This window comes from uncultured Microbacterium sp., assembly GCF_964244775.1.
Lineage (GTDB): Bacteria > Actinomycetota > Actinomycetes > Actinomycetales > Microbacteriaceae > Microbacterium.
On sequence record NZ_CAXTJR010000004.1, the window covers coordinates 247,955 to 271,567 of the forward strand.

Here is a 23,613-nt window from a genome sequence, read left to right on the forward strand (position 1 = left end):
AACCGCCCGCCGTCCAGAGCCGGAAAACCGGCAGAGAGAGCACCATGCGCCCTTCGTTCGACCGTCCCTATGCCATCACGATGTGGGACTTCTCGTGGCTCGAGCGGCGCTGGCCCGGCGCCGGGTACGAGGACTGGGATCAGGCGCTCGGCGAGCTGGTCGAGCGCGGCTATGACGCTGTCCGAATCGACGCGTACCCGCATCTGGTGTCTGCAGACCCGACCAAGCTGTGGCAGCTGAACGTGCTGTGGAACCAGCAGAGCTGGGGCGCCCAGTCGCCGATCACGGTGCAGGTGCTTCCGGCGCTCATCGATTTCCTGCGCGCGGCGAAGCGTCACGGGGTCGGGGTCGCGCTGTCGACGTGGTTCCGCGAAGACGTCGACAACACCCGGATGTCGATCCGCGTGCCCGAAGACCTCGGGCGGATCTGGGCCGACACGTTGAAGCACATCGACGACGCGGGGCTCCTCGACACGATCCTGTACGTCGACCTGTGCAATGAATTCCCGCTGCCGATCTGGTCGCCGTGGCTGTACAGCGACGAACTGCTGCGCAACGCGTGGCGTGAGCTTCCAGCATCCACGACCGTTGCCGAGATCACCCCGGGCATCGCCGACCGGTCGACGCCTCGGGTGATCGAGTGGATGCGGCGCTCGATCAACGTCGTGCGGGCCGCGTATCCCGACATCGACTACACCTACTCGATGTCGGATCAGTTGCCTACGTGGAAGGACCAGGACGTCACGATGCTCGACGTCCTCGAGCCGCACGTGTGGCTCGCAAGCAACGAGTACACCGACTACTACGACGTCGTGGGATACGACTACGAGCGGTTCGACTCGGCGGGGTACGACAATGTAGTCCGCCGCGGGCGCGCGGAGTACGAGCAGAACCGCGAGAAGTACGACGCGCAGCTCTTCCGCATGATCGACACGGTCGTCGAGTGGTCGCGCGTCAGTGGTCGTGGCCTGTACATCACCGAGTGCTGGTCGCTCGTGGACTACAAGGACTGGCCAGGCCTGGAGTGGGACTGGATCCTCGACATCAATGCGCGTGCCGTGGAGTACGCCGCGGCGACGGGCAGATTCGTCGGCATCGCGACCAGCAACTTCTGCGGCCCGCAATTCGTCGGAATGTGGCGCGAGGTGCAGTGGCACCAGCGACTCACCAGCATCATCAAGAACGCGCCCATCGACGACGACCTTCGCATCGGACGGGGCGGACGATGACCGTCGCTCCTCCGGGTGCGCGGCAGGCGCTTCCCGACGCCGTCGCCGCGCGCCCGGTTGTGGCGGTGCTTCGCGCCACCGACGCCTCGCTGTACGGCCCGGTGGTCGACGCGCTCTTCGACGAGGGCGTCCCGCTCATCGAGTTGACCATGAGCACGCCGGGTGCGATCGACGAGCTGACCCGACTGCGCGAGTCGGCTCCGTCTCCGGCGCAGCTCGGAATGGGCACCGTGCTCACCGTCGACGATGCGCGCGCGGCGATCGACGCGGGCGCCGGGTTCCTGGTCACGCCGACCACGAACGTCGAGGTCATCTCGTACGCCGTTACCCGCGGCATCCCGATCTTTCCGGGGGGACTGACCCCGACCGAGCTCGAGCGCGGGTGGAGTCTGGGTGCGCCGGCGGTGAAGCTCTTTCCGGCCTCGACGGTCGGGCCCGAGTACATCGCGCACCTGCGGGGGCCGTTCCCGGGTATCCTCGTGATCCCTTCGGGCGGCATCGGCATCGAGGATGCCGCCGCCTGGCTGCACGCCGGAGCCAGTGCCGTGAGCATAGGCGGTCCGCTGCTGGGCGATGCGCTGTCCGGCGGCGATCTCGCGGCGCTGCGCGGGCGGGCGCGGCGGCTCCGGGATGTCGTGGACGAGGCGCTCGCGCGATGAGCGAGGTCGTCACCTTCGGCGAGACGATGGCGCTGTTCTCGCCGCGTGCGCCGGGTGCCGTGCGTCCGGGTGGCGACTGGCGCATCGGGATCGGCGGTGCCGAGAGCAATGTCGCCATCGGATTGGCTCGACTCGGCACTTCGGTGACGTGGATCGGCCGCGTCGGCGACGACGCCCTCGGCGGTCTCGTGACTCGGGAGATCCGCGCCGAGGGTGTGGATGCTGTCGGCGTCGTCGACGCGGTCGCGCCGACCGGGCTGATGATCAAGGAGCGCCCCGGCCGAGGCCGCAGCCGCGTGCGGTACTACCGCGCGGCGAGTGCCGGGTCTCGCCTGTCGCCCGCGGATGTGCCGGATGACGTCGCTCGCTCTGCCCGGCTCGTGCACGTCACCGGCATCACTCCGGCACTCTCGGAGTCGGCGGCCGAGACCGCGCGGCACGCTCTCCGGATCGCCCGCGAGGCCGGCGTCACGACGTCGTTCGATCTGAACTACCGCTCGGCATTGTGGTCGCGGGATGCCGCGGCGGCCGCCTTCCGCGGCATCCTCCCCCTCGTCGACATCGTGTTCGCCGGAGACGACGAAGCGGCGATCGTCGTCGGCGAGGGCGAGCCCGAGCAACTCGCCGAGCGGCTGGCTCAGCTCGGCCCGCGCGCAGCGGTGATCAAGCTCGGCGAGCACGGTGCGTTCGCGCGCGTGGACGGGCAGGAGCTGCGGCAGGCCGCGTTCCCCGTGGACGTCGTCGACACCGTCGGCGCGGGAGACGCATTCGTGGCCGGATTTCTCAGCGAGCATCTGCTCGGCGGGTCGCCGGCCGCGGCCCTGCGGGTGGGGGCGCTCGCCGGCGCATTCGCGTGCGAGTCGCCGGGCGACTGGGAAGGGCTTCCCACGCGCGGCGACCTCGACGAAGACGGGTCGACCTCCTCCGCCGATCCGGTGCAGCGCTGATCTCAGCGCCGGGTGCGCACCGTCTTGATGAAGCCGTCCGCGGCGTCCCACAGGGCGGCGCCCACCGCGACGCACCCGACCACGATGTTCACGACCTGGGCGACCTCATCGGCGTCCGGCGCGGCGACGAACTCGAGGAAACCCGGGTTCAGTAGCGTGTCGTTGGCCACGGCCCAGACGAGCGCCGCGCCGAAGGCCAGGGCGAGCACGGCGTTCGCGATAGCGAGCCCGAACGTCCAGTGCCCGACGCGGAACCGCACGACCGCGAGCGCCGCGACACCGACCAGGATCACGAGCACCGCCGGGATCCACAGCGACCACAGCGCGGGGTCGATCACGGGCACACCGACCCCGTCGACGAACACGAATCCGATGAACTGATCCCACAGGATCGCGGCGATCACGAGCCCGACATAGACGAGCGAGGCCGCGAGGTCGAACACCCCGAAGCCCTTCGGGCGGATCTCGGGCAACCGCTCGAGCGACCACTGCCCCATGTGCCCGGTCGTGAGGGCCTCGTCGATCTCGCGTCGCGTGCGGTCGGGGCTGCGCTCGAGGAGTGCGAAGACCAGGGTCGGCCAGAAGAGCAGGTGCAGCGATATCGTGAGGATCGACACCACCACCGCTCCGATCAGCTCGCCGATCGAGGCGGCGCTGAGCAGCTGGCCGACCCCGACCCCGAGCACCGCCAGGGGCAGCACGACGGCGAAGAGCATCTTCACGAGGCGCATCCACTCGAAGTAATAGCGCGGGCCGATCAGGAACGCCGGCCGGTCGGCGTAGTCGGCGGCCAGGCGATCGGGGTCGCCCATTCCGGTGAGCACGTCCCGTTCGGCAGCGTCCTGACCCTCGCCGGCTTCGACGCGTGCGTCGATCGCGTCGGCGATGGATGCCTCGAACTCGGCCCGCAGGTCGCTCCGGCTCTTCTCGGGCAGACTGCGGGTCGCTGCGTGGATGTAGCGCTCGGTGAACGTGGTGGTCGAGGTGTTCATCGTTTCTCCAGGGGAAGGGAGTCGATCGCCGTGGCGATCGACTGGAATTCGGCGGTCAGGGCGACGGCGAGCCGCAGGCCCGCGTCGCTCGTGCGGTAGAACTTGCGCGGCCTCGCCTCGTCGGTGTTCCACTCGCTCGTGAGGTGCCCCTGCTTCTCGAGCCTGCGCAGGAGCGGGTAGAGGGTGTTCGCATCGGTGTCGAAGCCGCGCGCCTGCAGCTCTTCGAGCAGCCCGTAGCCGTATCCGGGGTGCACGAGCATCCGCAGGCACGCGAGCACCACCGTGCCGCGCCGCAGTTCCTGCAGATGCGTCTCGAGTGCTTCGGTCTCGCTCATACATCACACTGTACTGTGTGTCACACACTATAGTCAATCACACCCCTTCCACCGACTCGGTCGTGAAACCGCAGGCGGGCGAGGCATGATGGACCGGTGAGCATCGACGCCGCGGCATCCCTCCCATCCCTGGACGAACTGCTCGCGACGGCTCACGTCGTACGGCTGCCGATGGCCACCCGGTTCCGGGGGCTCGATCACCGCGAGGCGATGCTGTTCGAGGGCCCGCACGGCTGGACCGAGTTCTCGCCGTTCCTCGAGTACCCGGATGCCGAAGCCGCCGTCTGGCTCGCCGCCGCGATCGACTTCGGCTGGAGCCCGGCTCCCGGTGCGCTGCGCGCGTCGATCCCGGTCAATGCCACGGTCCCCGCGGTGGAGGCCGCATCCGTCGCCGAGATCCTCGCCCGCTTCGACGGGTGCCGCACGGCCAAGATCAAGGTCGCAGAGCCCGGCCAGCGGCTGGCCGACGACATCGCGCGCGTGCGCGCCGCCCGCGAGGTGCTGGGCGCCCTGGGCCGCATCCGCATCGATGCCAACGGCGGGTGGAACATCGACGAGGCCGAGCACGCGATCCACGCGCTGTCGGAGTTCGACCTCGAATACGTCGAGCAGCCCTGCGCGACGGTCGACGAACTGGCCGAGCTGCGCAAGCGGGTCAAATACATGGGCATTCCGATCGCCGCCGACGAGAGCGTGCGCAAGGCCGACGACCCCCTCGCGGTCGCGCGGGCAGGAGCCGCCGACCTCCTCGTGATCAAGGCGCAGCCGCTCGGCGGAGTGCGCCGCGCGCTCGAGATCGTCGCCGCCGCAGGGCTCCCCGCCGTCGTCTCCAGCGCCCTGGACACTTCGGTGGGCCTGTCGATGGGCGCAGCCCTCGCCGCCGCCCTTCCCGCGCTCGACTACGACTGCGGGCTGGGCACAGCATCCCTCTTCACGACAGACATCGCCTCACCCGGACTCTCTCCCGCGGGCGGACGCATCACCGTCGAGCGCGTGACACCGGATGCCGGTTCGCTTGCCGCCCTGGCGGCCGAGCCGGACCGACGTCAATGGTGGCTGGACCGCCTCACCCGCTCACACGCCCTGCTGCGCCCGGCCCACTGACCGGGAGACCGGGTCAGCCGACGAGCATCACGGCGAGCGCGCGCATCCGGTCATTGACCGCCGCGCACAGCGCGTCGTTGTCGAGCCCCATCATCACGGCCCGCTGCGACGCGGATTCCCACGTCATCAGGAAGAGCCTCGCCAGTTCGTCGGCGGGCATCCGTGGTGCGAGCCCGCTGCTGTGGGCGACATCGTCGACGATCCCCGCGACGCGGGCGGTCATCGCGTCCTCCCAGGCGAGGTACGACGCCGACAGGGTCGCGTCGCGCAGCGAATGATTGCGGATCTCGCTGAACAGCAGCACCCCCAGGCGGTCGTCCGTGTCGATGTCCAGGAGTCGTCCGACGATCTCAGAGGGATGGGTGGGTCGATCGGGGGATGCCTCGAGCTCGCGTACGCGAGCCGTCACCGCGGCGAGCTTCTCGTTCGAGACTCGGGTCGCCAACTCGAAGAACAGCTCGTCCTTCGACTCGAAATTGGAGTAGAAGGCGCCGCGGGTGAAGCCGGCGCGCTCGCAGATCGCCTCGACGGATGCGGCGTCCAGCCCCTCTTCCGCGAACATCTCGGCCGCCGCATCCAGCAGGCGCCGGCGCGTGCGCTCGCGACGCGCCGTCGCCTGGATCGCCTCGCTCACGTCGTCTCCCGTCTCGGATTCATCCTCACACGCGACTCCCAGACTGTAGCCGGGATCGGACTCTACGATACAACTATGTATCGGATACATCGGTGTATCCAAACTCCCCCACCCTCGGAGGCACCGTGTCCACTCTGCTCTACAGCCTGGGCCGCTGGGCGTATCGCCGCCCGTGGCGCGTCATCTCGACATGGGTGCTCCTGCTCATCCTCGCGGGAAGCGGGGCGGTGCTCTTCAGCTCCGGCACCGACAACACGTTCTCGATCCCGGGGACCGAGTCCAGCGCCGGCATCGAGCAGCTGAACCGCACGTTTCCGCAGGCGAGCGGCACGAGCGCGCAGATCGTCGTGGTCGCAGGCCGGGGCTCGGTGACGGACGACGCCTACAAGCCCGAGATCGAAGATGCGGTCGCCGCGCTCGGCAGGCTCGATCAGATGAGCGCGGTCACCGATCCGTTCGGCGAGAACATCCACGGTCTCGTCTCCGACGACGGCAGCGCGGCGATCGTGCGCCTGCAGTTCGCCGGCCAGACCTCCGACATCACCGCGGCGACCAAGGCCGATCTCGGCTCCGTCGTCGACGGCTTGACGTCAAGCCTGCCCGCGGGCGCGAAGGTCGCGCTGGGCGGCGACCTGTACTCGCAGTCGGTGCCGGCGATCAGCATTACCGAGGCGATCGGTCTGCTCATCGCGCTGATGGTGCTCATCGTGACGTTCCGCTCGTTCGTCGTCGCCGGTCTCCCGCTCGTGACCGCGATCCTCGGGGTGGGGCTCTCGATGGCCCTGATCCTGTTCGCGACGGCGTTCGCCACGATCTCGTCCACCACGCCGCTGCTCGCCCTCATGCTCGGACTCGCGGTCGGCATCGACTACTCGCTGTTCATCATCGCCCGCCATCAGGACCAAGTGCGGTCGGGGGTCGATCCGGAGGAATCCGCCGCCAGGGCGACCGGCACCGCGGGGTCGGCCGTCGTGTTCGCGGGGCTCACCGTGCTCATCGCCCTCATCGGGCTGTCGTTCGCCGGCATACCGTTCCTGACGACGATGGGCATCGCCGCGGCTGCGGCGGTGCTCATCGCCGTGCTCGTCGCGGTCACCCTGACCCCGGCGTTCCTCGGGCTCGTGAAGGACCGGGTGCGCGGGTGGGCGCCCCGCCGCCCGCGTGCGGCTCGAGCTGCCGGTAGGGCTGCGAGGAAGGATGCCGGCACCACCCGCGCACCGAAGGAGCGCGTGCCGTTCTCGCGACGCTGGGTGCGCGGTGTGACCAGGCATCCGGTCGTCACGACGGTGTCGGTCGTCGTCGGGCTCGGCATCGTCGCGATCCCCGCGCTGAGCCTGAGCCTCGCCCTCCCCAACGCCGGCATGCTGCCCGAAGACACCCAGGCGCGCCAGAGCTACGACCTGGTCACCGAGCACTTCGGGCCCGGATTCAACGGCCCGCTGATCCTCACCGGTACGATCGTCACGAGCACCGACCCCGTTGGCCTCATGAACGACCTGGCCGACGAGATCGCGAAGGTGCCGGGCGTCGACACGATCGCCCTCGCGACGCCGAATCAGAAGGCCGACACCGGGATCATCCAGGTGATCCCCACGACCGCGCCCGACTCGGCGGCAACGGCCCAGCTCGTGCGAGATCTCCGGGCCCAGCACGATCGGCTTCTCGACGTGTACGGCGTCGATCTGAAGGTCACCGGATTCACCGCCGTGGCGATCGACATCTCCGACAAGCTCGCCGCCGCGCTGATCCCGTTCGCGATCTTCGTGGTAGGGCTCTCGCTCGTGCTGCTGACGATGGTCTTCCGCTCGGTCTGGGTGCCCATCAAGGCGACCCTCGGCTACCTGCTCTCGGTCTGCGCGGCCTTCGGCGTGGTCTCCGCCGTCTTCTCGTGGGGCTGGTTCGCCGGACCGCTGAACGTGTCGTTCGTCGGCCCGATCATCAGCTTCATGCCGATCATCCTGATGGGCGTGCTGTTCGGGCTCGCAATGGACTACGAAGTGTTCCTGGTCTCGCGCATGCGCGAGGACTACGTGCACCGCCGGCGTGACCACCCCGAAGAGTCCGACCGCACCTCGGCTCTGGGCGCGATCGAGTCGGGGTTCATCGGGTCGTCGCGCGTCGTCACGGCCGCCGCCGTCATCATGTTCGCGATCTTCGCCTCGTTCGTGCCGCACGGCGATCAGAGCATCAAGCCGATCGCGCTGGGCCTGGCCGTCGGCGTGTTCGTCGACGCGTTCATCGTGCGGATGACACTCGTCCCGGCCGTGATGAAGCTGCTCGGCGCACGCGCCTGGTGGATACCGCGCTGGCTCGACCGCGTGCTCCCCCACTTCGACGTCGAGGGTTCGGCCGTCGAACGTGAGCTGGCGATGGCCGACTGGCCCGAGCCGGGCACGACCGCCGCGGTCGTCGCCGCAGACCTCGCGCTGAGCGAGGGCGACGCGGCGCTCTATCGGGACGTCGACCTCCGCGTCGAGCCCGGCGGCACGCTCATCGTGAGCTCCGCCGATCCACGCCGCACCCGCGCGCTCCTCCTGACGATCGCAGGCCGCGTCGCCCCGACCGACGGACACCTCAAGGTCGCGGGGCACCTCCTCCCCGGGCGTTCCGCATGGATCCGCGCGCACGTCGGCGTGGCCCTCCTCGAAGAGGGAGCCGACCCGGTCATCGCCCTGCGCAGGGCGCTGTCGGGCCGCGCGAGGATCGTGGTCATCGATGGCTTGGATGCCTCAGCATCCGGTGCCGTCCGCGATCAGGTGGCTGCGACGCTTCGGGATGCTGCGCCCGGCGGCCTCCTCGACGCCGAGCCGGTGACGATCATCGCGTCGGCGGTCGACGCCGCAGCGGCGCGATCGCTGCTGGCCGAAGCCGGGCGCGTCGATGCTCCGGTGCTGGCCGTGGCGGCAGCATCCCTCCGCCGCTCGCCTGCGGACGCGTCTCTCCCTTCTTCTCCTTCGACTTCTTCGCACTCCGAGGTGACCGCATGACCCTTTCGATCGAACGCGCCCGGTCCCGGCGGCCGGTGACCTGGCTCACCCTCGTGGGGGTGCTGCTGCTTCCCGTCATCGTCGGCGGCATCCTCGTCGCGGCGCTGTACAACCCGGTCGAGCGACTGGGCACGATGAACGCGGCGATCGTGAACGAAGACGTGGCGGTGACCGTGAACGGACAGCTCGCCCCTCTCGGCCGACAGCTGACCGCAGGCCTCGTCGAGGGGAGCAATGCGGCGCCGAGCAACCTCACGTGGACCATCTCGAATGCCGAAGACGCCGCTGCGGGCCTTGCCGACGGCACGTACAACTCGGTCATCACGATCCCCGAAGGCTTCTCGGCCGCCGCGACCTCGGTCGCGAACGGCGCGGACGCCACCCAGGCGACGATCTCGATCCAGAGCGCACCCGACGCGCGCGTCGTGGATGACGCGATCACCGCGCAGATCGCGACGACAGCGGCGAGCGTGTTCGGCGAAGAGCTTTCCAAGACGTACCTGCAAAACGTGTTCGTCGGTTTCTCGACGCTGTCCACCCAGCTCGGCCAGGCCGCCGACGGCGCGACTCAGCTCGCGACCGGCGCCCAGTCGGCGGCCTCCGGGGCGGCGCAGCTGCCCAGCGGAGCCACCCAGCTCGCCACCGGCGCGACGGCGCTCGGCGACGGCGCCACCGCACTCGCGACCGGCGCCGATCAGCTTGCGTCGGGGCTCGACACCCTGACGACCGGGGTCGGTGCGTCCGCCTCCGGTGCGTCCGCACTCGCGAGCGGCCTCAGTTCCGGTGCCGACACGGTGCAGTACGGGTCGGAGACCGTCCAGCTCGAGCAGGCCGCGCAGGCCACCGCGGGCTCCGTGGCGCAGGCGGCCGCTGCCTCAGCGACCGTGGCGACGTCGCTCGGCACCCTCTCTACGCAGTGCACGGCGTCCGGCGCCTCGCAGTCGTTCTGCGATTCGCTCACTGCCACCGCCGTGACTGCCGGCTCGGCCGCCAAGGCCGCTGGAACCGCCAACGGCTACGCGCCGGCGGTGGCCTCCGGCATCCCGCTGCTGGCCGCAGGAGCGGCACAGGGCATGCGCGATGCTGCATCGGGTGCCCAGCAGCTCGCATCCGGCCTGACGCAGATCCAGGGCGGCGCGGGCCAGTCCGCCGACGGAGCCCGCCGCCTGGCATCCGGCGGCTCGCAGCTCTCGTCGGGGGCCTCGCAGCTCTCGACCGGCGCAGGCCAGCTGGCGACGGGCGCGCAATCGCTCTCGGACGGCGTTGCGCAACTCGCGACGAGCACGTCTACGCTCGCCGACGGACTGCACACGGCCGCGACATCGGTGCCGTCGTACACCGACGCCCAGGCGAAGAACCTCGCGGCCGTCGTGGCCGATCCGGTCGCCGCGAAGGGTATCGGCGCGAACCTCTTCGGAGCGTCCGCGATCCCGCTGCTGGCGATGCTGGCGCTGTGGTTCGGCGGTTTCGGCTCGTTCATCGCGCTGCAGGCCGTCTCACGGCGTGCCCTGACTTCGCGCCGACCCTCCGCCTTCCTTGCGCTGCGCTCTCTCGCGCCGGCCGCCGCCATCAGCATCGTCCAGGGCCTCATGGTGGCGGGCGTCGTGCAGCTCGCCGCCTCGTACGACTGGGGGACGTGGGCGGTCTTCGCCGCGATCTGCGCGGTCGCGGGCGTCGCCTTCGCCGCGGTCAACCAGGCACTGGTGGCAGTCTTCGGCGGCGCAGGACGCTGGATCTCGGGCCTGATCGGTGTGCTGTCGCTCGCGACCGGCGTCGTCTCGACCGTTCCGGGAGTGCTCTCAGCCCTCGCAGGTCTGCTCCCCACCTCGCCCGCCTACAACGGGATGCTCGCCGCGCTCACCTCGACCGGAGGCGTCGGCGCGGCGATCGTGGGGATGGTGGTCTGGGCCGTCCTCGCCTTCGTGGCGAGCACGCTGGCGGTGGCCCGGCGACGGACGGTTTCGGCGCGGACGCTGCTGTCAGCATCCCCCCTTCCCGCCTGAGGCCTGCGCGCCCGCCGCCGGCCGGTCACGGTGATCGAGTAGCGAGCTTGCGAGCGTATCGAGATCCCTCGGATCGACGTAGTACGCGGGTCATGATCTCGATACGGCGCTGGGCGCCTACTCGATCACCGCGGGGGTGGCGCTGGCGCGCCTACTCGATCACCGCCAGGTGCGCAGCGGGCGGATGCTCAGCTCAGGCCGGAATAGACGTGCAGGCCCTTGAAGAACATGTTCACGATCGTGAAGTTGAACATGACCGCCGAGAAGCCGATGATCGACAGCCATGCCGACCGGGTACCGCGCCAGCCGCGGGTCGCGCGTGCGTGGATGTAGCCGGCGTAGAGCACCCAGATCACGAAGGTCCAAACTTCCTTCGTGTCGAAGCCCCAGTAGCGGCCCCACGCGTCGTTGGCCCAGATCGAGCCGGCGATGAGCGTGAAGGTCCAGAAGATGAACCCGAGGATCGCGAAGCGGTAGGCGAGCGACTCGAGCGCGCCTGCCGAGGGCAGCGCGCGAAGGAACCGCGGGCCGGTCTTCTTGACGGCGGCTCCCTGGGTCGACGCCGAGACGGATGCTGCCGCCACCACGCGCGCCTCGCGACGGGCCTGCAGCAGCTGGATGACCGAGAGCGCGAACGCGAGAGCGAATAGCGCCGTCCCGAGTGAGGCGACGAACACGTGGATGACGAGCCAGACCGACTTGAGCGGATCAGCCAGTGGCACGACAACCACATACAACCCGCCGAGTAACGTCCCGCCGAGGAGAAGCACGACCAACGCGGTGATGAACGAGCCGAGGAACCGCAGGTCGTAGCGCAACAGCACGACGAGATACACACCGACGATCAGCATGGTTCCGGTGAGCGAGAACTCGTACATGTTCGACCACGGCACGCGCCCGGCCGCGATGCCGCGCGTCACGTCGCCCGCGACGTGGAACAGGAACGCCATGACGGTCAGCGCTGTGCCGATGCGCGCCCACAGCAGCCGGCGACGCCGGTTCGGGGGTGCGTTCAGGGCCTCATCGGCGGCGCGCTCTTCGGCGTGCATCTCATCGACGGCACCGGAACCCGCTGCGGTGCCCCCCGCGCCGACCGCGGCGCCGACGGTCTCGCGCACGCGCACGCGTGCAACATCCGCACGTTCGCCCTGCGCGTCGACGGCGAGCGCCGAGCGGGTGGCGAGGTCGACGGCGTAGGCGATGAACGCGAGCGCGTAGATCGCGATCGCCGTCCAGACCAGCAGCACCGACACCGAGTCGAGCGTGAGGACATCGGTTTCGGGCATGCGCCCAGTCTACGCGGGGCGGGGATGCTGGGTCCCAGCCGATTCTCGCCCGCAGTGCACCCTCGAACGTCGCAATGCACCCTCGAACGTCGCAATGCACCCTCGAACGTCGTAATGCACCCTCGAGCTTCGCGATGCACCCTCGAGCTTCGCGATGCACCCTCGGCGAGGGTGCACTCCGGGAACCGAGGGTGCACTACGGGAACCGAGGGTGCACTACGGGAACCGAGGGTGCACTACGGGAACCGAGGGTGCACTACTGGAACCGAGGGTGCACTACTGGAACCGAGGGTGCATTGCGGGACGAGCGGGTCAGCGCCGGGCGCGCAGCGCCGCCTCGAGCGCGTCGCCGTGCCGCTGGGCCACCTGTTCGACGGCAGCGCCCAGGTTCGGATCCTCACCGCGGGCAAGGCCGGCGTATTCGATCCGGACCGTGCTGCCCTCGCGCGTCGCCTTGACCCACATGCGCCGCCGCGGCACGAAGAGGGCGGCCATCAGGCCGAGCAGCGCCAGTACGGCGAACGCGAGCACCCACGGAGCCGCAATATCCCGGTGCACCGACAGCGACACGAATCGCTTGACCGAGCCGTCGTATCCCTCCGCTCCGGCAGGCGACTCGTTCTCGAACGTGATCGTCCCGTAGCCGTTCGGCAGGTCGGCCGTCTCGCCCGGCGCGAGCTGGATCGAATCGACGCCGGTCGTGCCGCCGGTCAGCTGAGTCATGCCGGTCGGATCCAGCGTGTAGACCGACCGCGGTGTGCCGTCGTTGATGCCGAGGTCGCCCGAGTACACGTTGAGCGTCACCACAGGGTTGATCAGCGCGGGATACCGCGACGTGAAGGCGCCGGTGGCGAGCTCCGCCTCGGTCGGGTAGAAGAAGCCGACCAGGCCGAGCTGCTCGGGGAGCCCGTCGGTGACCTTGATCACGCCGACGGAGGTCATGTTGCGGTCCTGCGGGAGGAAGGGCACCGACTCGGCGTAGATCACGTCGCCCGCGGCGTTGCGGATCGTGATCGTCGGCGCGTAGCCGTTGCCCATCAGATATACGCGGTCGCCGGCGATGTCGAGCGGATGATTGACCCGCACCTCGCCGGTCTGCGCGGGCTGTCCCGACAGCTGCGTGGTGAGATGCGCGACGAAGTCGCCCGCCTGCCCTTCGCCGTTCGTGCCGGCCGGCTGATAGCTGATCGAGAACTGGTCGAGCGTCAGCCCATAGGGCGTGAGCTGCTCCGGATCGACGAACCGCCCAGGGTTGAACGACGTGTAGTCGAGCATCGTGTTGACGAAGGTGCGGCCCTCGATGATCACGCCCTGGCCCGTGTACGTGAAGCCGCCGCCGATCGCGACGGCCAGGAGCACGCCGATGAGGGCGGCGTGGAAGACGAGGTTGCCGGTCTCGCGGATATAGCCGCGCTCGGCCGAGACCGAGAGCACGCCGCGCGAGTCGTAGCGCTCGACGCGGTAGCCGGCTCGCTTCAGCTGTGCCTCGGCCAGGCCGATCGCCTCGTCGGCGGTGGCTGCAGCATCCTGACCCGGCACGATCTCGACGAGCGATTCGGCGTGGTCCTCGAGCCGGCCCAGGCGCGCGGGCGTCCGCGGCGGGCGCGCGCGCAGCGCCTTCCAGTGGTGCTGGGTGCGCGGGATCACGCAGCCGATCAGAGAGATGAACAGCAGGATGTAGATCGCCGAGAACCAGGCGGACGAATAGACATCGAACAGCTGGAGCTTGTCGAGGACCGGCGCGAGATCCGGGTTGCTGGCGAAGTACTGCGTGACGCCGTTGGGGTCTGCGGTGCGCTGCGGCACGATCGACCCGGGCACCGCGGCGATCGCGAGCAGGAGCAGCAGCACCAGGGCGGTGCGCATGCTGGTGAGCTGACGCCACCCCCACCGTACCCACCCGACGAAGCCGAGCTTGGGCGAGACGATGTCGTCGGATGCCGGGGCGTCGATCGCGACGCCGTCGACGTGGTCGGAGGGCCGGAGCGGTTCGCTGCCGTCGTCGGCCTCAGAGGCGCCCCGTGCATCGGCGTCAGAGCGGGAGTGGGACACTGCCGACCACCCCCTGCAGCTGCGCCATCATCGTGCTCCAGACGCCGGTCACCATCAGCACGCCGAGGCCCGCCAGCAGCGCTCCGCCGATGAGGTTCACCACGCGGATGTGGTGGCGCAGGAACGTCACCGACCGCGACGCCCAGCCGAAGCCCAGCGTCAGGAGGATGAACGGGATGCCGAGCCCGAGCGAGTACGCGAGTCCGAGGAGAGCCGCCCTGCCGGGATCGCCGAGGTTCCATGAGACGGAGATGATCGCGCCGAGGGTGGGGCCGATGCACGGCGTCCAGCCGATACCGAGCGCGAGGCCGAGCAGCGGCGCGCCGATGAGCCCGACGTTCGAGCGCACCTGCGGGTGGACGGTGCGCTGGGCGAGGCCGAACACCCCGATGAAGACCAGGCCGAGCAGGATCACGACGACGCCGAGCACACGGGTGATGACGTCGGCGTACTGGAGGAAGAAGCGCCCCAGCGTCCCCCCCAGGATCGTCACGGCCATGAACACGACGGTGAACCCCGCGATGAACAGCAGCACCCCGAGCAGGGGCCGGGCACGGCCGGGCTCCAGCGCCACGTCGACGTGCGGAGAATCGGTCGAGGTGAGGACGGATGCCGCCCGGGGGTCCGCATCCCGGCCCAATGCCCGCATCCCGCGATCGGCGATCGCCCGGGGCCGCGGCGCAACGGCTCCGCCGATGAAGCCGAGGTAACCCGGCACCAGCGGGAGGACGCACGGCGACAGGAACGACAGCAGCCCGGCGGCGAGCGCGAGCGGCACGGCCACCCAGAGGGCTCCGCCTGCGACGATCGCGTCGAGGTTCACGGCGTTGCTCCCGTCGCGCCCGCGCTCACGGCGCGTCCAGGGCGTCTTGCACGAGCGTCTGCAGGATCGAGGCATCGTCCAGCTGACCGATCACCCGCGCGGCGACCCTGCCCTGCTTGTCGATCACGAGCGTGGTGGGGGTCGCATTGAGCGAGGTCGCGTCGGCGAAGGCGAGCTTGATCGCCCCGTCGGTGGCGGCGATGAGGCTCGGGTAGGTGATTCCGTAGTCGCTCGCGAACGCGGCAGCCGTCTCGGGCGCGTCGCTCGTGTTGACGCCGAGGAACGACACGGGTTTACCCGCGAACGAGGCGTACGCCTTCTCGAGCTGCGGCGCCTCGGCGCGGCACGGCCCGCACGCGGCGTACCAGAAGTTCACCACCAGCACATCGCCGACGTAGTCCGAGCTCGCCGCCGTCGCGCCGGTCTCGGTGGCCCCCTGGAAGACGACCGGCTCACCGCGGTCGGCCGCGGCGATCTCTTTGACCTGGAACCCGTTCGCAGCGATGAATCCCTTGTTGTCGCCCGCCCGGTACTGCTCGGCGAGCGGGTCGTTCGAGCAGGCCGACAGGCCGACGGCGAGTCCGATCGCCAGGATCGCGGATGCTGCGCGCCAGGCGCCTTTCGCCGACCGGGGGCCGCGCATCAGACGGCTCCCACGTCGATCGAACCCGAGGTGGCCGCAGGCGCCGCGTATCCGACCTCGACCCATCGGCCATCGCGACGCTCGAAGCTCGTGACGCTGGAGAGTCCGCAGCGACGCTGGCGGGGATCATGACGCGCGGGGAGCCCCGCGACGGCGAGGTGCGTCACCCAGATCGGCAGCTGATGCGAGACGACCACGACATCTCCGGAGTCGACGTGATTCCAGGCATCCGTCATCGCCGCGTCCATCCGGTCGATGACCTGCGCGTACGGCTCACCCCAGCTGGGGACAGAGGGGCGGAGGAGGTGCCGCCAGTTCAGCGGGTTGATCAGGGCGCGCTTCATGCGCCTGCCCTCGAAGACGTTGGTGGGTTCGATGACGCGTTCGTCGATCACCGGCTCGATCCCGAATAGCGCGGTGAACGGCTCGGCCGACTCGCGGGTGCGCTGCAGCGGCGAGACGACCAGCGACGACACCGGGCGGGCGAGATCATGCACGTACTCTGCGGCAGCCTTCGCCATGCGGCGTCCGTCGGTGCTGAGCCGGAACTCCGGAAGTCGCCCGTACAGCACACGGGCGGGGTTGTGAACCTCGCCGTGGCGCACGAGGTGGAGGCGATCAGCGGGCACGGAACCAGTCTACGGCGGCGTGTTCTGAAGACGGGCTGAGCGTCAGCCGGGGCCGCCCCCCGAGGCGATCGCCGCGCCCAGGAGCCACGCCCCGACCACCAGCGGCGTGCCGACCAGCGGCACCCAGAACGCGATGCGGCGCTTGGCCATGAGGATGATCGCTGCTACCACCGTGGCCACGAGCATGATCCACGGGAGCCCCATCGCGACCAGGACACCGAACGCGATGAGGCCGTTGTTGCAGTTCGTCGACCCGCACGGGTCGGAGGCCATGACCAGGAAGGCCCCGAACACCGAGACGGCGAAGGACACGAACGCGAGCGCCGTCAGCAGGATCGCGGTGAGCACGACGTCCCACACGATGAGCGGCTTGCGCCCCGGACGCCGCAACGACGGGCGCGGGTGGTCGGGCGTCGTCGTCACCCGCTCATCGTAGGCCGCCGGTCGTCGCCCTCGGCAGCCCCCGTAGACTGATCCCTCGTGAGTGAACGCGTACTGGTCGACCAGCTGCAGTCCCTTCCCGACGGACCCGTCTCGGTGTCCGGGTGGGTCGAGACGGTGCGCGATCAGAAGAAGGTGCAATTCGTCATCCTGCGTGATGAGACCGGCGCCGTGCAGCTCGTGAACCCGGCGACACGCCCGAACCCCGAGGCGACAGAGCCGCAGGACGCCGACGCGCTCGCGCTGACCGACACCATCTCGGCCCTCGCGACCGGCACGTTCCTCACCGTCACCGGTGAGCTCAAGCACGACGAGCGCGTCAAGCTCGGCGGCGTCGAGGTCAAGATCGGCGCGCTCGAGATCGCCGGTGCGGCTCTCGCCGAGACCCCCATTGCATCCGACAGCGGCCTCGACAAGCGCATGGACTGGCGCTTCCTCGACCTGCGCCAGCGCCGCAACAACCTCATCTTCCGCGTATCGACGACGCTCGAGCACGCTATGCGCACGTGGTGGATCGAGCGCGACTTCATCGAGATCCACTCCCCCAAGCTGATGGCCTCAGCGTCCGAGTCCAGCGCCGAGCTGTTCGAGGTGCCCTACTTCGAAGACAAGACCGCCTACCTCGCGCAGAGTCCGCAGTTCTTCAAGCAGATGGCGCAGTCGGCCGGCTTCGGCAAGATCTTCGAGATCGGCGACGTCTACCGCGCCGACCCGTCGTTCACGAGCCGGCACGCGACCGAGTTCACGAGCGTCGACGCCGAGATCAGCTGGATCGACTCGCACGAAGACGTCGCCGAGATGCAGGAGCAGCTGCTCGCGTTCGCGATCGGCGCGGTCGCCGACAAGCACGGCGCAGAGATCGCGGAGCTTTTCGGCGTCACGGTCGCGGCTCCCGCCACCCCGTTCCCCCGCATCCCGCTCGCCGAGGCCCGCGAGATCGTCGCCGCCCGCGGTTACGTGATCCCTCGCACCGATGGCGACCTCGACCCCGAGGGCGAACGTCAGATCTCGGCGCACGTGAAAGAGACGTTCGGTCACGACTTCGTCTTCATCACCGACTACCCGCATGAGATCCGCGCTTTCTACCACATGCGGGATGCCGAGACCGGCCTCACCAAGAGCTACGACCTGCTCTTCAACGGCGTCGAGATCACGACCGGCGCACAGCGCGAGCATCGTGTCGACATCCTCATCGAGCAGGCGAAGCAGAAGGGTCTGGACCCCGAATCCCTCCAGTTCTACTTCGACTTCTTCCGCTACGGCGTTCCGCCGCACGGCGGGTTCGGCATGGGCCTGGCCCGCGTGCTCATGCTCCTGCTGGGCGAGACCTCGATCCGCGAGGTCACCTTCCTCTTCCGCGGCCCCACCCGGCTCGCCCCTTAACGCGCCCCGCGAATAGGCTCGACGGGTGACGACTTCCACTCTCGACGGCACGTACAACTTCCGGGATGTGGGCGGGATGCCGCTCATCGCGGGGGGAACGACGACTCCCGGCATCCTGTATCGATCGGACGCCCTCAGCGAGCTGACACCGACGGGGCTGGAAGAACTCGCGGCGAGCGACATCGGCGTCATCGTCGACTTCCGTACCGCGATGGAACGGCAGATGGCGCCCGATCGGCTGCCGTCCGCGCGACCCTTCGAGATCATCGAGCTGCCGCTCCTGGAGGGCGCGTTCGCGGGCGCAGCCCAGCAGGCCGCGCAGGCCGCGGCCGCCGCAGGCCCCGAGGCCGCCGAGGCGGCGAACGAGGCGATCGCCGACGCCGTCGCGCATATGCCGACGCTGGGCGAGATCTACATCGGGATGCTGGAGCACGCCGCCGACGCTTTCGCACAGGTCGCGCGACGGGTGAGCGTGGCGACTGCCGAGCCCCCCACCGCCGTGCTCGTGCACTGCTCGGCAGGCAAAGATCGCACCGGCGTCGCATGCGCGCTCATGCTGGATGCCGTCGGCGTGCAGCGCGACGCGATCATCGCCGACTACATCTCGAGCGAGGCGAACCTCGCGGGCGAGTGGGCCGCGAAGGTGTTCGCGAGGGTCACGCAGTCGGGCGTGCCTCTCACTCCTGCGATCACGACGATCATCGCCGGCACCCCGCGTGCCGCTCTCGAGCAGGCGTTCGCGTGGATCGACGAGCGCCGAGGCGACTCGGCGTCGTACCTGCGCTCCGGCGGGCTGACGGACGCCGAGCTCGCGGTGCTCCGCGCCCGGCTCACGACGTAGACGTTTCCCCGCCGGCGCGGCGGCGGAACTGTTTCATTGCCTCGCCACCGGCGCCGCCGCTAGCGTGATCCGGGGGCGCTTCAGCGCTGACCGGCGATCGGCCGGTCGACCGGTGCGAGAGGAACGAAAATGCCTGGCAAGTTTGAGCTGTGGGCCGACAAGGGCGGCGACTGGCGCTTCAACCTGAAGGCGACCAACGGACAGGTCATCGCGACGAGCCAGGGCTACGCGTCCAAGGCCAGCGCACTGGGCGGGATCGAGTCCGTCAAGAGCAACGCGCCCGGCGCCGAGGTCGTGGAGATCGGGAAGTAGCGGCTACCGCGGCAGGTCGATCGCCGCGCGCTCGGAGGTGACCTCGCGCACGAAGCCGACCACCTTCTGGTGCGCGGGGTGCTCGATGTACCGCTCGAGCGCGGCGGTGTCGGCGAAGTCTGCCACAAGCGCGACATCCCAGTTCGTGCCGGGGAACGCGATGTTCGGACGCACCTCGATGCTCTCGATCTCGTCGATGACGCCTGCGAGGCCCTCGAGCTGCTGCGTCATCGCCTCTGCGTGCATGGCACGTGTATCGGCGTCGTCGGCGGCCAGGCGCCAGAGCACGATGTGACGGATGCTCACGATCGCACCTCCGCCCGATCAATGGCCTCCAGAACAGCACCGCGCAATGCCTCCGACGAGACTCGCCAGTGGGCATGCACCTCGTCGTCGATGAGGACGACCGGGATCTTCTCCCACCACAGCTCGTAGAGCGCGGGGTCATCGAGGATCGACACCTCTGTGACGTCGACGCGGTCGGCGACGTGCTCGGGGAGGTCTGCCACGACGCGCTCCACGATGTCGTGCGCGACATCGCACAGGTGGCAGTCGGGCTTGCCGATGACGGTCAGGGAGATTCGCGAGGTCACGTGTCTCATCCTACGGATGGCCCGCGACGCTCAGCCCTCTATGGGGTAGCCCGCTTCGATCCAGTCACCCGTTCCACCCGCGACGTTCGTCGCGTCGTAACCTCGCGCCTCGAGGGCCTCGACGACGCGCGCCGATCGACCTCCGCCCTGGCAGATCACATCGAACGCGCCGTCGGGCAGCTCGTCGACATGCTCGCCGATGCTCGACATCGGAAGATTGACGGCACCGGGTACGTGCCCGGCCTCGTACTCGTGCGGTTCACGCACGTCGATGAGGGGAACGCCGTCGCGTTCGCGCAGCTGCTGGACCGTGATCGTCTTCATCGGAGCCCTCCTGGGCGTGTGCCGGATGTCCTGCGTCACCGGATGCACGAAGCGCCCGTCCGGTGGACAGGCGCTCGGTGTCGCAGCCGCTACTTCTTATTGCGGCGCTGGTGGCGAGTCTTGCGAAGCAGCTTACGGTGCTTCTTCTTCGCCATGCGCTTGCGGCGCTTCTTGATGACTGAACCCACGGAAAACCTCACTACGTCGGGGGTTGGGCCGGAGAATCGCTCAGCGATCCGGGGCCCAGGAAACAGGCAGATGCGGAATATGCCTCGGGACAGTCTAGCCGACGTCGGCGATCGGACGTTGCAGCGCCTCGGAGACCGCCGACTCGGGCACCCGGTAGCTGCGTCCGAAGCGAACGGCGGGCAGTTCTCCGGAGTGCACGAGGCGATACACGGTCATCTTCGAGACGCGCATCAGCTCGGCGACTTCGGCGACCGTGAGAAACCGCACATCGGACAGCTCGGTCATGGTCTTCCTCTTTTATCGGGCGCGCAGGGGTCCGGGCGCGGAACGCGGCGCACGATTCCCCAGGTCTCGGCAGACACACTCTAGGGGCGTGCGGAACGCGTGTAAACCCGTGGGGCTCGTGTGACGGTCGTTATCCGTCACGCGATGATCACGGCGTGCGGTGCGCAGCGCGCTCCCGCGCCTCGCGCAGGACCTGTCGCTCGGCACGGTGGGCGGCGCGCAGCGCGCGCTCCGCCGCGTGCACCACTTTCTGCGCCTCGCGGTACTTCTTGTCGCCCGCGACATCGGCCGTCTCGTCCGCCGCCCACGTCGTGTCAGCCGCCGCGCGGTCAGCGGGAGCGGTGTCGATGTACGCGGCCACTCCGTCGAGGATGCGCTCGAAGCCGAACCGGAACGGATCGGCTCTCGAGCGGAACACTCCGGCGCGGGAAGCCCGGTACAGCGCGGGGTAGTCGTCCGCCTGGATGAGGGCGTCGTACAGACCGGCCTCCCGTTCGGCGATCTCGCTCGGGCTGAGGCCGGTGTCGCGCGTGATCCGCGCGTACGAGGCGAGGATCGTCCCGTACCAGCGCGTGTGACCCGTCACCAGGAGCACGACCGCCATTCGCTCCTGCTCGTCCAGGGGCGTCTCATCCAGCGCCTCGAGCGCAGCATCCATCCATGCCGCACTGTTCGGAGTAGTCGGCGAGCCGCTGATGGGGATGTCGAGGATCCACGGATGCCGGAGATACAGGCTCACCTGCGCGTCGAAGTAGCCGACCAGGCGCGCGCGCCAGCCGTCGATCTCGCGGAGCGACTCGGGCGGCAGACCGGATGCCGCCTCGGACATCAGCAGGACGAGGTCTTCCTTCGCGCTGACGTAGCGGTACAACGACATCGGGGTGTAGCCGAGCCGGCCGGCGACGGCCGACATCGAGACGGCCGCGATCCCGTCGGCATCGGCGATCTCGACGGCCGCGTCCACGATCTTCTCGACGCTCATCTCACGCTTCGGGCCTCGCTGCGGGTCGGCAGCCACACCCCACGCGAGCGCGACGCCGCGGGGCAGGTCGATCTCGTCGACGGTGTCGTCCATGTCGCCCATCCGTTCGGGAAGTGCTTGCATTCTAGCTCGGTGTATGACATAAACAGTGTGTTAGACATATAAACAGTTTGCGCCGTACACAGATCTGCCCGGAGAGGAACCCCATGTCAGCCGTGATCGAGACACATGCCGTACACAAAAGCTTCGGCCGCTCAGGACATCGCATCCGAGTCCTGGAAGGCCTCGACCTCTCGGTCGAGCGCGGCGAGGTGTTCGCCCTGCTCGGGCCGAACGGATCGGGCAAGACGACGACGATCAGCATCCTCACCACTCTCGTGAAGCCCGACGGCGGCTCCGCCGTCGTGGCCGGCTGCGACGTGGTGGCAGACCCCCAGGGCGTGACGCGGCGCATCAGCCTCACCGGCCAATCCGCCGCGGTCGACGACATGCTGACCGGCATCGAGAACCTGGTCATGCTCGGGCGTCTGTCCGGGCTCGCCGCCCGCGATGCCCGACTTCGTGCCGACCAACTGGTCGAGACGTTCGATCTCGCGGATGCCTCGGCCCGCCGGGTATCGACATACTCGGGCGGCATGCGGCGCCGGCTCGACCTGGCGCTGAGCCTGGTGACGACCCCCGAGGTGCTCTTCCTCGACGAGCCGACCACGGGCCTGGACACCCGCAGCCGCCGCGAGCTGTGGGAGGTCATCCGCACCATCTCGGCCGCCGGAACGACCGTGTTCCTCACCACGCAGTACCTCGAAGAGGCCGACCGGCTCGCCGATCGCGTCGCGGTGCTCGACGGCGGCAAGATCGTCGCCCAGGGCACACCGGGGCAGCTGAAGGAGCGGGTCGGCGGCGCACGGGTCGAGGTGCGGTCGCCCGCCGGCGATCTGATCGCCGAGATCCCGACCGACGGGACGGTGCCCGGGCTGCGTGCGGCACTGGCCGCCTTCGATGACGCCGACGGATCGAGCACGCCCGGCGCAGCATCCGTCACCGTGCATCGTCCGACGCTCGACGATGTCTTCCTCGCACTCACCGGTCAGCCGACCGCCGAACCAGCACTCTCGAAAGGACGCTGACATGACCACTCTCGCGCTCGCGGATCGCCCGTCGATCCGACCCCGTCTCTCGGGCCTCGCCGCCGAACGCGTGTTCGTGCGCCGCAGCCTCACCCAGTCGCTTCGCGACGGCGAATCGCTGTCGATGGCGATTATGCTTCCCGTGCTGCTGATGCTGATGTTCACCTACGTCTTCGGCGGCGCGATCGACCCGTCCGGCGGCTACGTCGACTACGTCGTCCCGGGCATCATCCTGCTCTGCGCAGGATTCGGTGCCGCATCGACCGCGGTGTATGTCGCCAACGACATGACCAACGGCATCATCGAGCGATTCCGCACGATGCCGCTGCGACCGGGAGCGGTGCTGACTGGGCACGTCGTGGCCAGCGTGGTGCGCAACCTCGCGGCAACGGGCATCGTCATCGCGGTCGCCCTGCTCGTCGGTTTCCGCCCCAGCGCGAACGTGTTCGAATGGATCGGGGCGATCGCCCTCGTTGCGCTCTACATCCTGACCATCACGTACCTGTTCGCCGCCATCGGGCTCGCCGCAGGGAGCCCTCAGGCCGCGAGCGGGTACGGGTTCATCCTGCTGTTCCTCCCCTACCTCTCCAGCGCCTTCGTGCCGGTGGAGAGCATGCCGGTCTGGCTGCGCGGGATCGCCGAGTACCAGCCGATCACGCCGATCATCGAGAGGATCCGGGGGCTTCTGATGGGCACGTCAACGGGATCCGAGCCCTGGTGGGCGGTCGGGTGGTGCGCCGCGATCCTCGCGTTCGCGGTGGTGTGGGGCGCGTGGCTGTTCCGCCGGAGGGCCGGACGCCGCTAGGCGCATCT

At 69.2% G+C, this 23,613-nt stretch carries 26 protein-coding genes; 11 read left to right on the forward strand and 15 right to left on the reverse strand.

Translation table 11 applies throughout. The features are described from left to right. Window positions 1–44 precede the first annotated feature (44 nt). Genes ACFE6Z_RS09790 through ACFE6Z_RS09800 form a run of 3 tightly spaced genes read left to right on the forward strand, consistent with a single transcriptional unit; the run spans window position 45 to window position 2,835 of the window. Window positions 45–1,229, forward strand: coding sequence for a cellulase-like family protein (locus ACFE6Z_RS09790; RefSeq protein ID WP_375385551.1), 1,185 nt, complete (start codon window positions 45–47; stop codon window positions 1,227–1,229). Beyond that, window positions 1,226–1,888: a bifunctional 4-hydroxy-2-oxoglutarate aldolase/2-dehydro-3-deoxy-phosphogluconate aldolase gene (locus ACFE6Z_RS09795; RefSeq protein WP_375385552.1), complete on the forward strand. Its 663-nt coding sequence runs from the start codon at window positions 1,226–1,228 to the stop codon at window positions 1,886–1,888. The genes ACFE6Z_RS09790 and ACFE6Z_RS09795 overlap by 4 nt, the downstream gene beginning before the upstream one ends. Continuing rightward, the gene (locus tag ACFE6Z_RS09800; protein WP_375385553.1) at window positions 1,885–2,835 is read left to right on the forward strand and encodes a sugar kinase; all 951 of its coding nucleotides are present in this window, start codon (window positions 1,885–1,887) and stop codon (window positions 2,833–2,835) included. Before ACFE6Z_RS09795 ends, ACFE6Z_RS09800 begins: the two co-directional genes overlap by 4 nt. Window positions 2,836–2,837: 2 nt before the next feature. Here the strand turns inward: ACFE6Z_RS09800 and ACFE6Z_RS09805 are convergent, their stop codons facing one another. After that, window positions 2,838–3,827 (reverse strand): permease prefix domain 1-containing protein, encoded by a 990-nt coding sequence (locus tag ACFE6Z_RS09805; protein WP_375385554.1) that lies wholly within the window; start codon window positions 3,825–3,827, stop codon window positions 2,838–2,840. Next, window positions 3,824–4,162 carry a PadR family transcriptional regulator gene (locus ACFE6Z_RS09810; protein ID WP_375385555.1) on the reverse strand — a complete coding sequence of 113 codons (339 nt, stop codon included), beginning with the start codon at window positions 4,160–4,162 and terminating at the stop codon, window positions 3,824–3,826. Before ACFE6Z_RS09810 ends, ACFE6Z_RS09805 begins: the two co-directional genes overlap by 4 nt. Window positions 4,163–4,258: 96 nt before the next feature. Here ACFE6Z_RS09810 and ACFE6Z_RS09815 point away from each other — a divergent pair, with 96 nt between their 5' ends. Next, the gene (locus ACFE6Z_RS09815) at window positions 4,259–5,266 is read left to right on the forward strand and encodes an o-succinylbenzoate synthase (protein WP_375385556.1); all 1,008 of its coding nucleotides are present in this window, start codon (window positions 4,259–4,261) and stop codon (window positions 5,264–5,266) included. A 13-nt stretch (window positions 5,267–5,279) separates the two neighbouring features. On the opposite strand, the gene ACFE6Z_RS09820 is transcribed toward ACFE6Z_RS09815, so the two are convergent. After that, entirely contained in the window at window positions 5,280–5,900 is a 621-nt protein-coding gene (locus tag ACFE6Z_RS09820) for a TetR/AcrR family transcriptional regulator (RefSeq protein WP_375385557.1), read from the reverse strand. A 125-nt stretch (window positions 5,901–6,025) separates the two neighbouring features. Between ACFE6Z_RS09820 and ACFE6Z_RS09825 the strand changes: the two genes are divergently transcribed. Continuing rightward, window positions 6,026–8,887 (forward strand): MMPL family transporter, encoded by a 2,862-nt coding sequence (locus tag ACFE6Z_RS09825; RefSeq protein ID WP_375385558.1) that lies wholly within the window; start codon window positions 6,026–6,028, stop codon window positions 8,885–8,887. Next, window positions 8,884–10,890, forward strand: coding sequence for a YhgE/Pip domain-containing protein (locus ACFE6Z_RS09830; protein ID WP_375385559.1), 2,007 nt, complete (start codon window positions 8,884–8,886; stop codon window positions 10,888–10,890). Before ACFE6Z_RS09825 ends, ACFE6Z_RS09830 begins: the two co-directional genes overlap by 4 nt. A gap of 188 nt (window positions 10,891–11,078) precedes the next feature. Here the strand turns inward: ACFE6Z_RS09830 and ccsB are convergent, their stop codons facing one another. The 6 genes from ccsB to ACFE6Z_RS09860 all read right to left on the reverse strand — a co-directional run bounded on the left by ccsB (window position 11,079) and on the right by ACFE6Z_RS09860 (window position 16,746). Then, on the reverse strand, window positions 11,079–12,176 hold the full coding sequence (gene ccsB, locus ACFE6Z_RS09835) for a c-type cytochrome biogenesis protein CcsB (protein WP_375385560.1): 1,098 nt from the start codon (window positions 12,174–12,176) through the stop codon (window positions 11,079–11,081). Between the two features lie 312 nt (window positions 12,177–12,488). Then, window positions 12,489–14,228, reverse strand: coding sequence for a cytochrome c biogenesis protein ResB (locus tag ACFE6Z_RS09840; protein WP_375385012.1), 1,740 nt, complete (start codon window positions 14,226–14,228; stop codon window positions 12,489–12,491). Then, entirely contained in the window at window positions 14,209–15,051 is an 843-nt protein-coding gene (locus tag ACFE6Z_RS09845; protein WP_375385013.1) for a cytochrome c biogenesis CcdA family protein, read from the reverse strand. The genes ACFE6Z_RS09840 and ACFE6Z_RS09845 overlap by 20 nt, the downstream gene beginning before the upstream one ends. A gap of 25 nt (window positions 15,052–15,076) precedes the next feature. Further along, window positions 15,077–15,694, reverse strand: a complete 618-nt coding sequence (locus tag ACFE6Z_RS09850; RefSeq protein ID WP_375385014.1) for a TlpA family protein disulfide reductase — start codon at window positions 15,692–15,694, stop codon at window positions 15,077–15,079. Beyond that, window positions 15,694–16,323 (reverse strand): histidine phosphatase family protein, encoded by a 630-nt coding sequence (locus ACFE6Z_RS09855; RefSeq protein ID WP_375385015.1) that lies wholly within the window; start codon window positions 16,321–16,323, stop codon window positions 15,694–15,696. The genes ACFE6Z_RS09850 and ACFE6Z_RS09855 overlap by 1 nt, the downstream gene beginning before the upstream one ends. A gap of 42 nt (window positions 16,324–16,365) precedes the next feature. Beyond that, a complete protein-coding gene (locus ACFE6Z_RS09860; RefSeq protein WP_375385016.1) occupies window positions 16,366–16,746 on the reverse strand; it encodes a hypothetical protein in 381 nt (126 codons plus the stop codon). A 57-nt stretch (window positions 16,747–16,803) separates the two neighbouring features. On the opposite strand from ACFE6Z_RS09860, the gene aspS reads away from it, so the two are divergent. The 3 genes from aspS (at window position 16,804) to ACFE6Z_RS09875 (ending at window position 19,300) form a co-directional block, all read left to right on the forward strand. Next, the gene (gene aspS, locus ACFE6Z_RS09865; RefSeq protein ID WP_375385017.1) at window positions 16,804–18,147 is read left to right on the forward strand and encodes an aspartate--tRNA(Asn) ligase; all 1,344 of its coding nucleotides are present in this window, start codon (window positions 16,804–16,806) and stop codon (window positions 18,145–18,147) included. A gap of 25 nt (window positions 18,148–18,172) precedes the next feature. Beyond that, window positions 18,173–18,988 (forward strand): tyrosine-protein phosphatase, encoded by an 816-nt coding sequence (locus ACFE6Z_RS09870; RefSeq protein ID WP_375385018.1) that lies wholly within the window; start codon window positions 18,173–18,175, stop codon window positions 18,986–18,988. Between the two features lie 129 nt (window positions 18,989–19,117). Next, window positions 19,118–19,300, forward strand: a complete 183-nt coding sequence (locus ACFE6Z_RS09875) for a YegP family protein (RefSeq protein WP_375385019.1) — start codon at window positions 19,118–19,120, stop codon at window positions 19,298–19,300. 3 nt (window positions 19,301–19,303) lie between these two features. On the opposite strand, the gene ACFE6Z_RS09880 is transcribed toward ACFE6Z_RS09875, so the two are convergent. The 6 genes from ACFE6Z_RS09880 to ACFE6Z_RS09905 all read right to left on the reverse strand — a co-directional run bounded on the left by ACFE6Z_RS09880 (window position 19,304) and on the right by ACFE6Z_RS09905 (window position 21,766). Beyond that, window positions 19,304–19,606 (reverse strand): Dabb family protein, encoded by a 303-nt coding sequence (locus tag ACFE6Z_RS09880; protein WP_375385020.1) that lies wholly within the window; start codon window positions 19,604–19,606, stop codon window positions 19,304–19,306. After that, entirely contained in the window at window positions 19,603–19,893 is a 291-nt protein-coding gene (locus ACFE6Z_RS09885; protein ID WP_375385021.1) for a glutaredoxin family protein, read from the reverse strand. Before ACFE6Z_RS09885 ends, ACFE6Z_RS09880 begins: the two co-directional genes overlap by 4 nt. 30 nt (window positions 19,894–19,923) lie before the next feature. After that, on the reverse strand, window positions 19,924–20,217 hold the full coding sequence (locus tag ACFE6Z_RS09890) for a rhodanese-like domain-containing protein (RefSeq protein WP_375385022.1): 294 nt from the start codon (window positions 20,215–20,217) through the stop codon (window positions 19,924–19,926). Between the two features lie 89 nt (window positions 20,218–20,306). After that, on the reverse strand, window positions 20,307–20,405 hold the full coding sequence (locus tag ACFE6Z_RS09895) for a 30S ribosomal protein bS22 (protein WP_003792170.1): 99 nt from the start codon (window positions 20,403–20,405) through the stop codon (window positions 20,307–20,309). Window positions 20,406–20,499: 94 nt separating this feature from the next. Next, complete coding sequence (locus tag ACFE6Z_RS09900; protein WP_375385023.1) at window positions 20,500–20,691, reverse strand: helix-turn-helix domain-containing protein; 192 nt, start codon at window positions 20,689–20,691, stop codon at window positions 20,500–20,502. 148 nt (window positions 20,692–20,839) lie between these two features. Continuing rightward, on the reverse strand, window positions 20,840–21,766 hold the full coding sequence (locus tag ACFE6Z_RS09905; RefSeq protein WP_375385024.1) for a TetR/AcrR family transcriptional regulator: 927 nt from the start codon (window positions 21,764–21,766) through the stop codon (window positions 20,840–20,842). Window positions 21,767–21,879: 113 nt separating this feature from the next. Between ACFE6Z_RS09905 and ACFE6Z_RS09910 the strand changes: the two genes are divergently transcribed. After that, the gene (locus tag ACFE6Z_RS09910) at window positions 21,880–22,800 is read left to right on the forward strand and encodes an ATP-binding cassette domain-containing protein (protein ID WP_375385025.1); all 921 of its coding nucleotides are present in this window, start codon (window positions 21,880–21,882) and stop codon (window positions 22,798–22,800) included. A gap of 1 nt (window position 22,801) precedes the next feature. Further along, window positions 22,802–23,605, forward strand: coding sequence for an ABC transporter permease (locus tag ACFE6Z_RS09915; RefSeq protein ID WP_375385026.1), 804 nt, complete (start codon window positions 22,802–22,804; stop codon window positions 23,603–23,605). The last annotated feature ends 8 nt before the right edge of the window (window positions 23,606–23,613 follow it).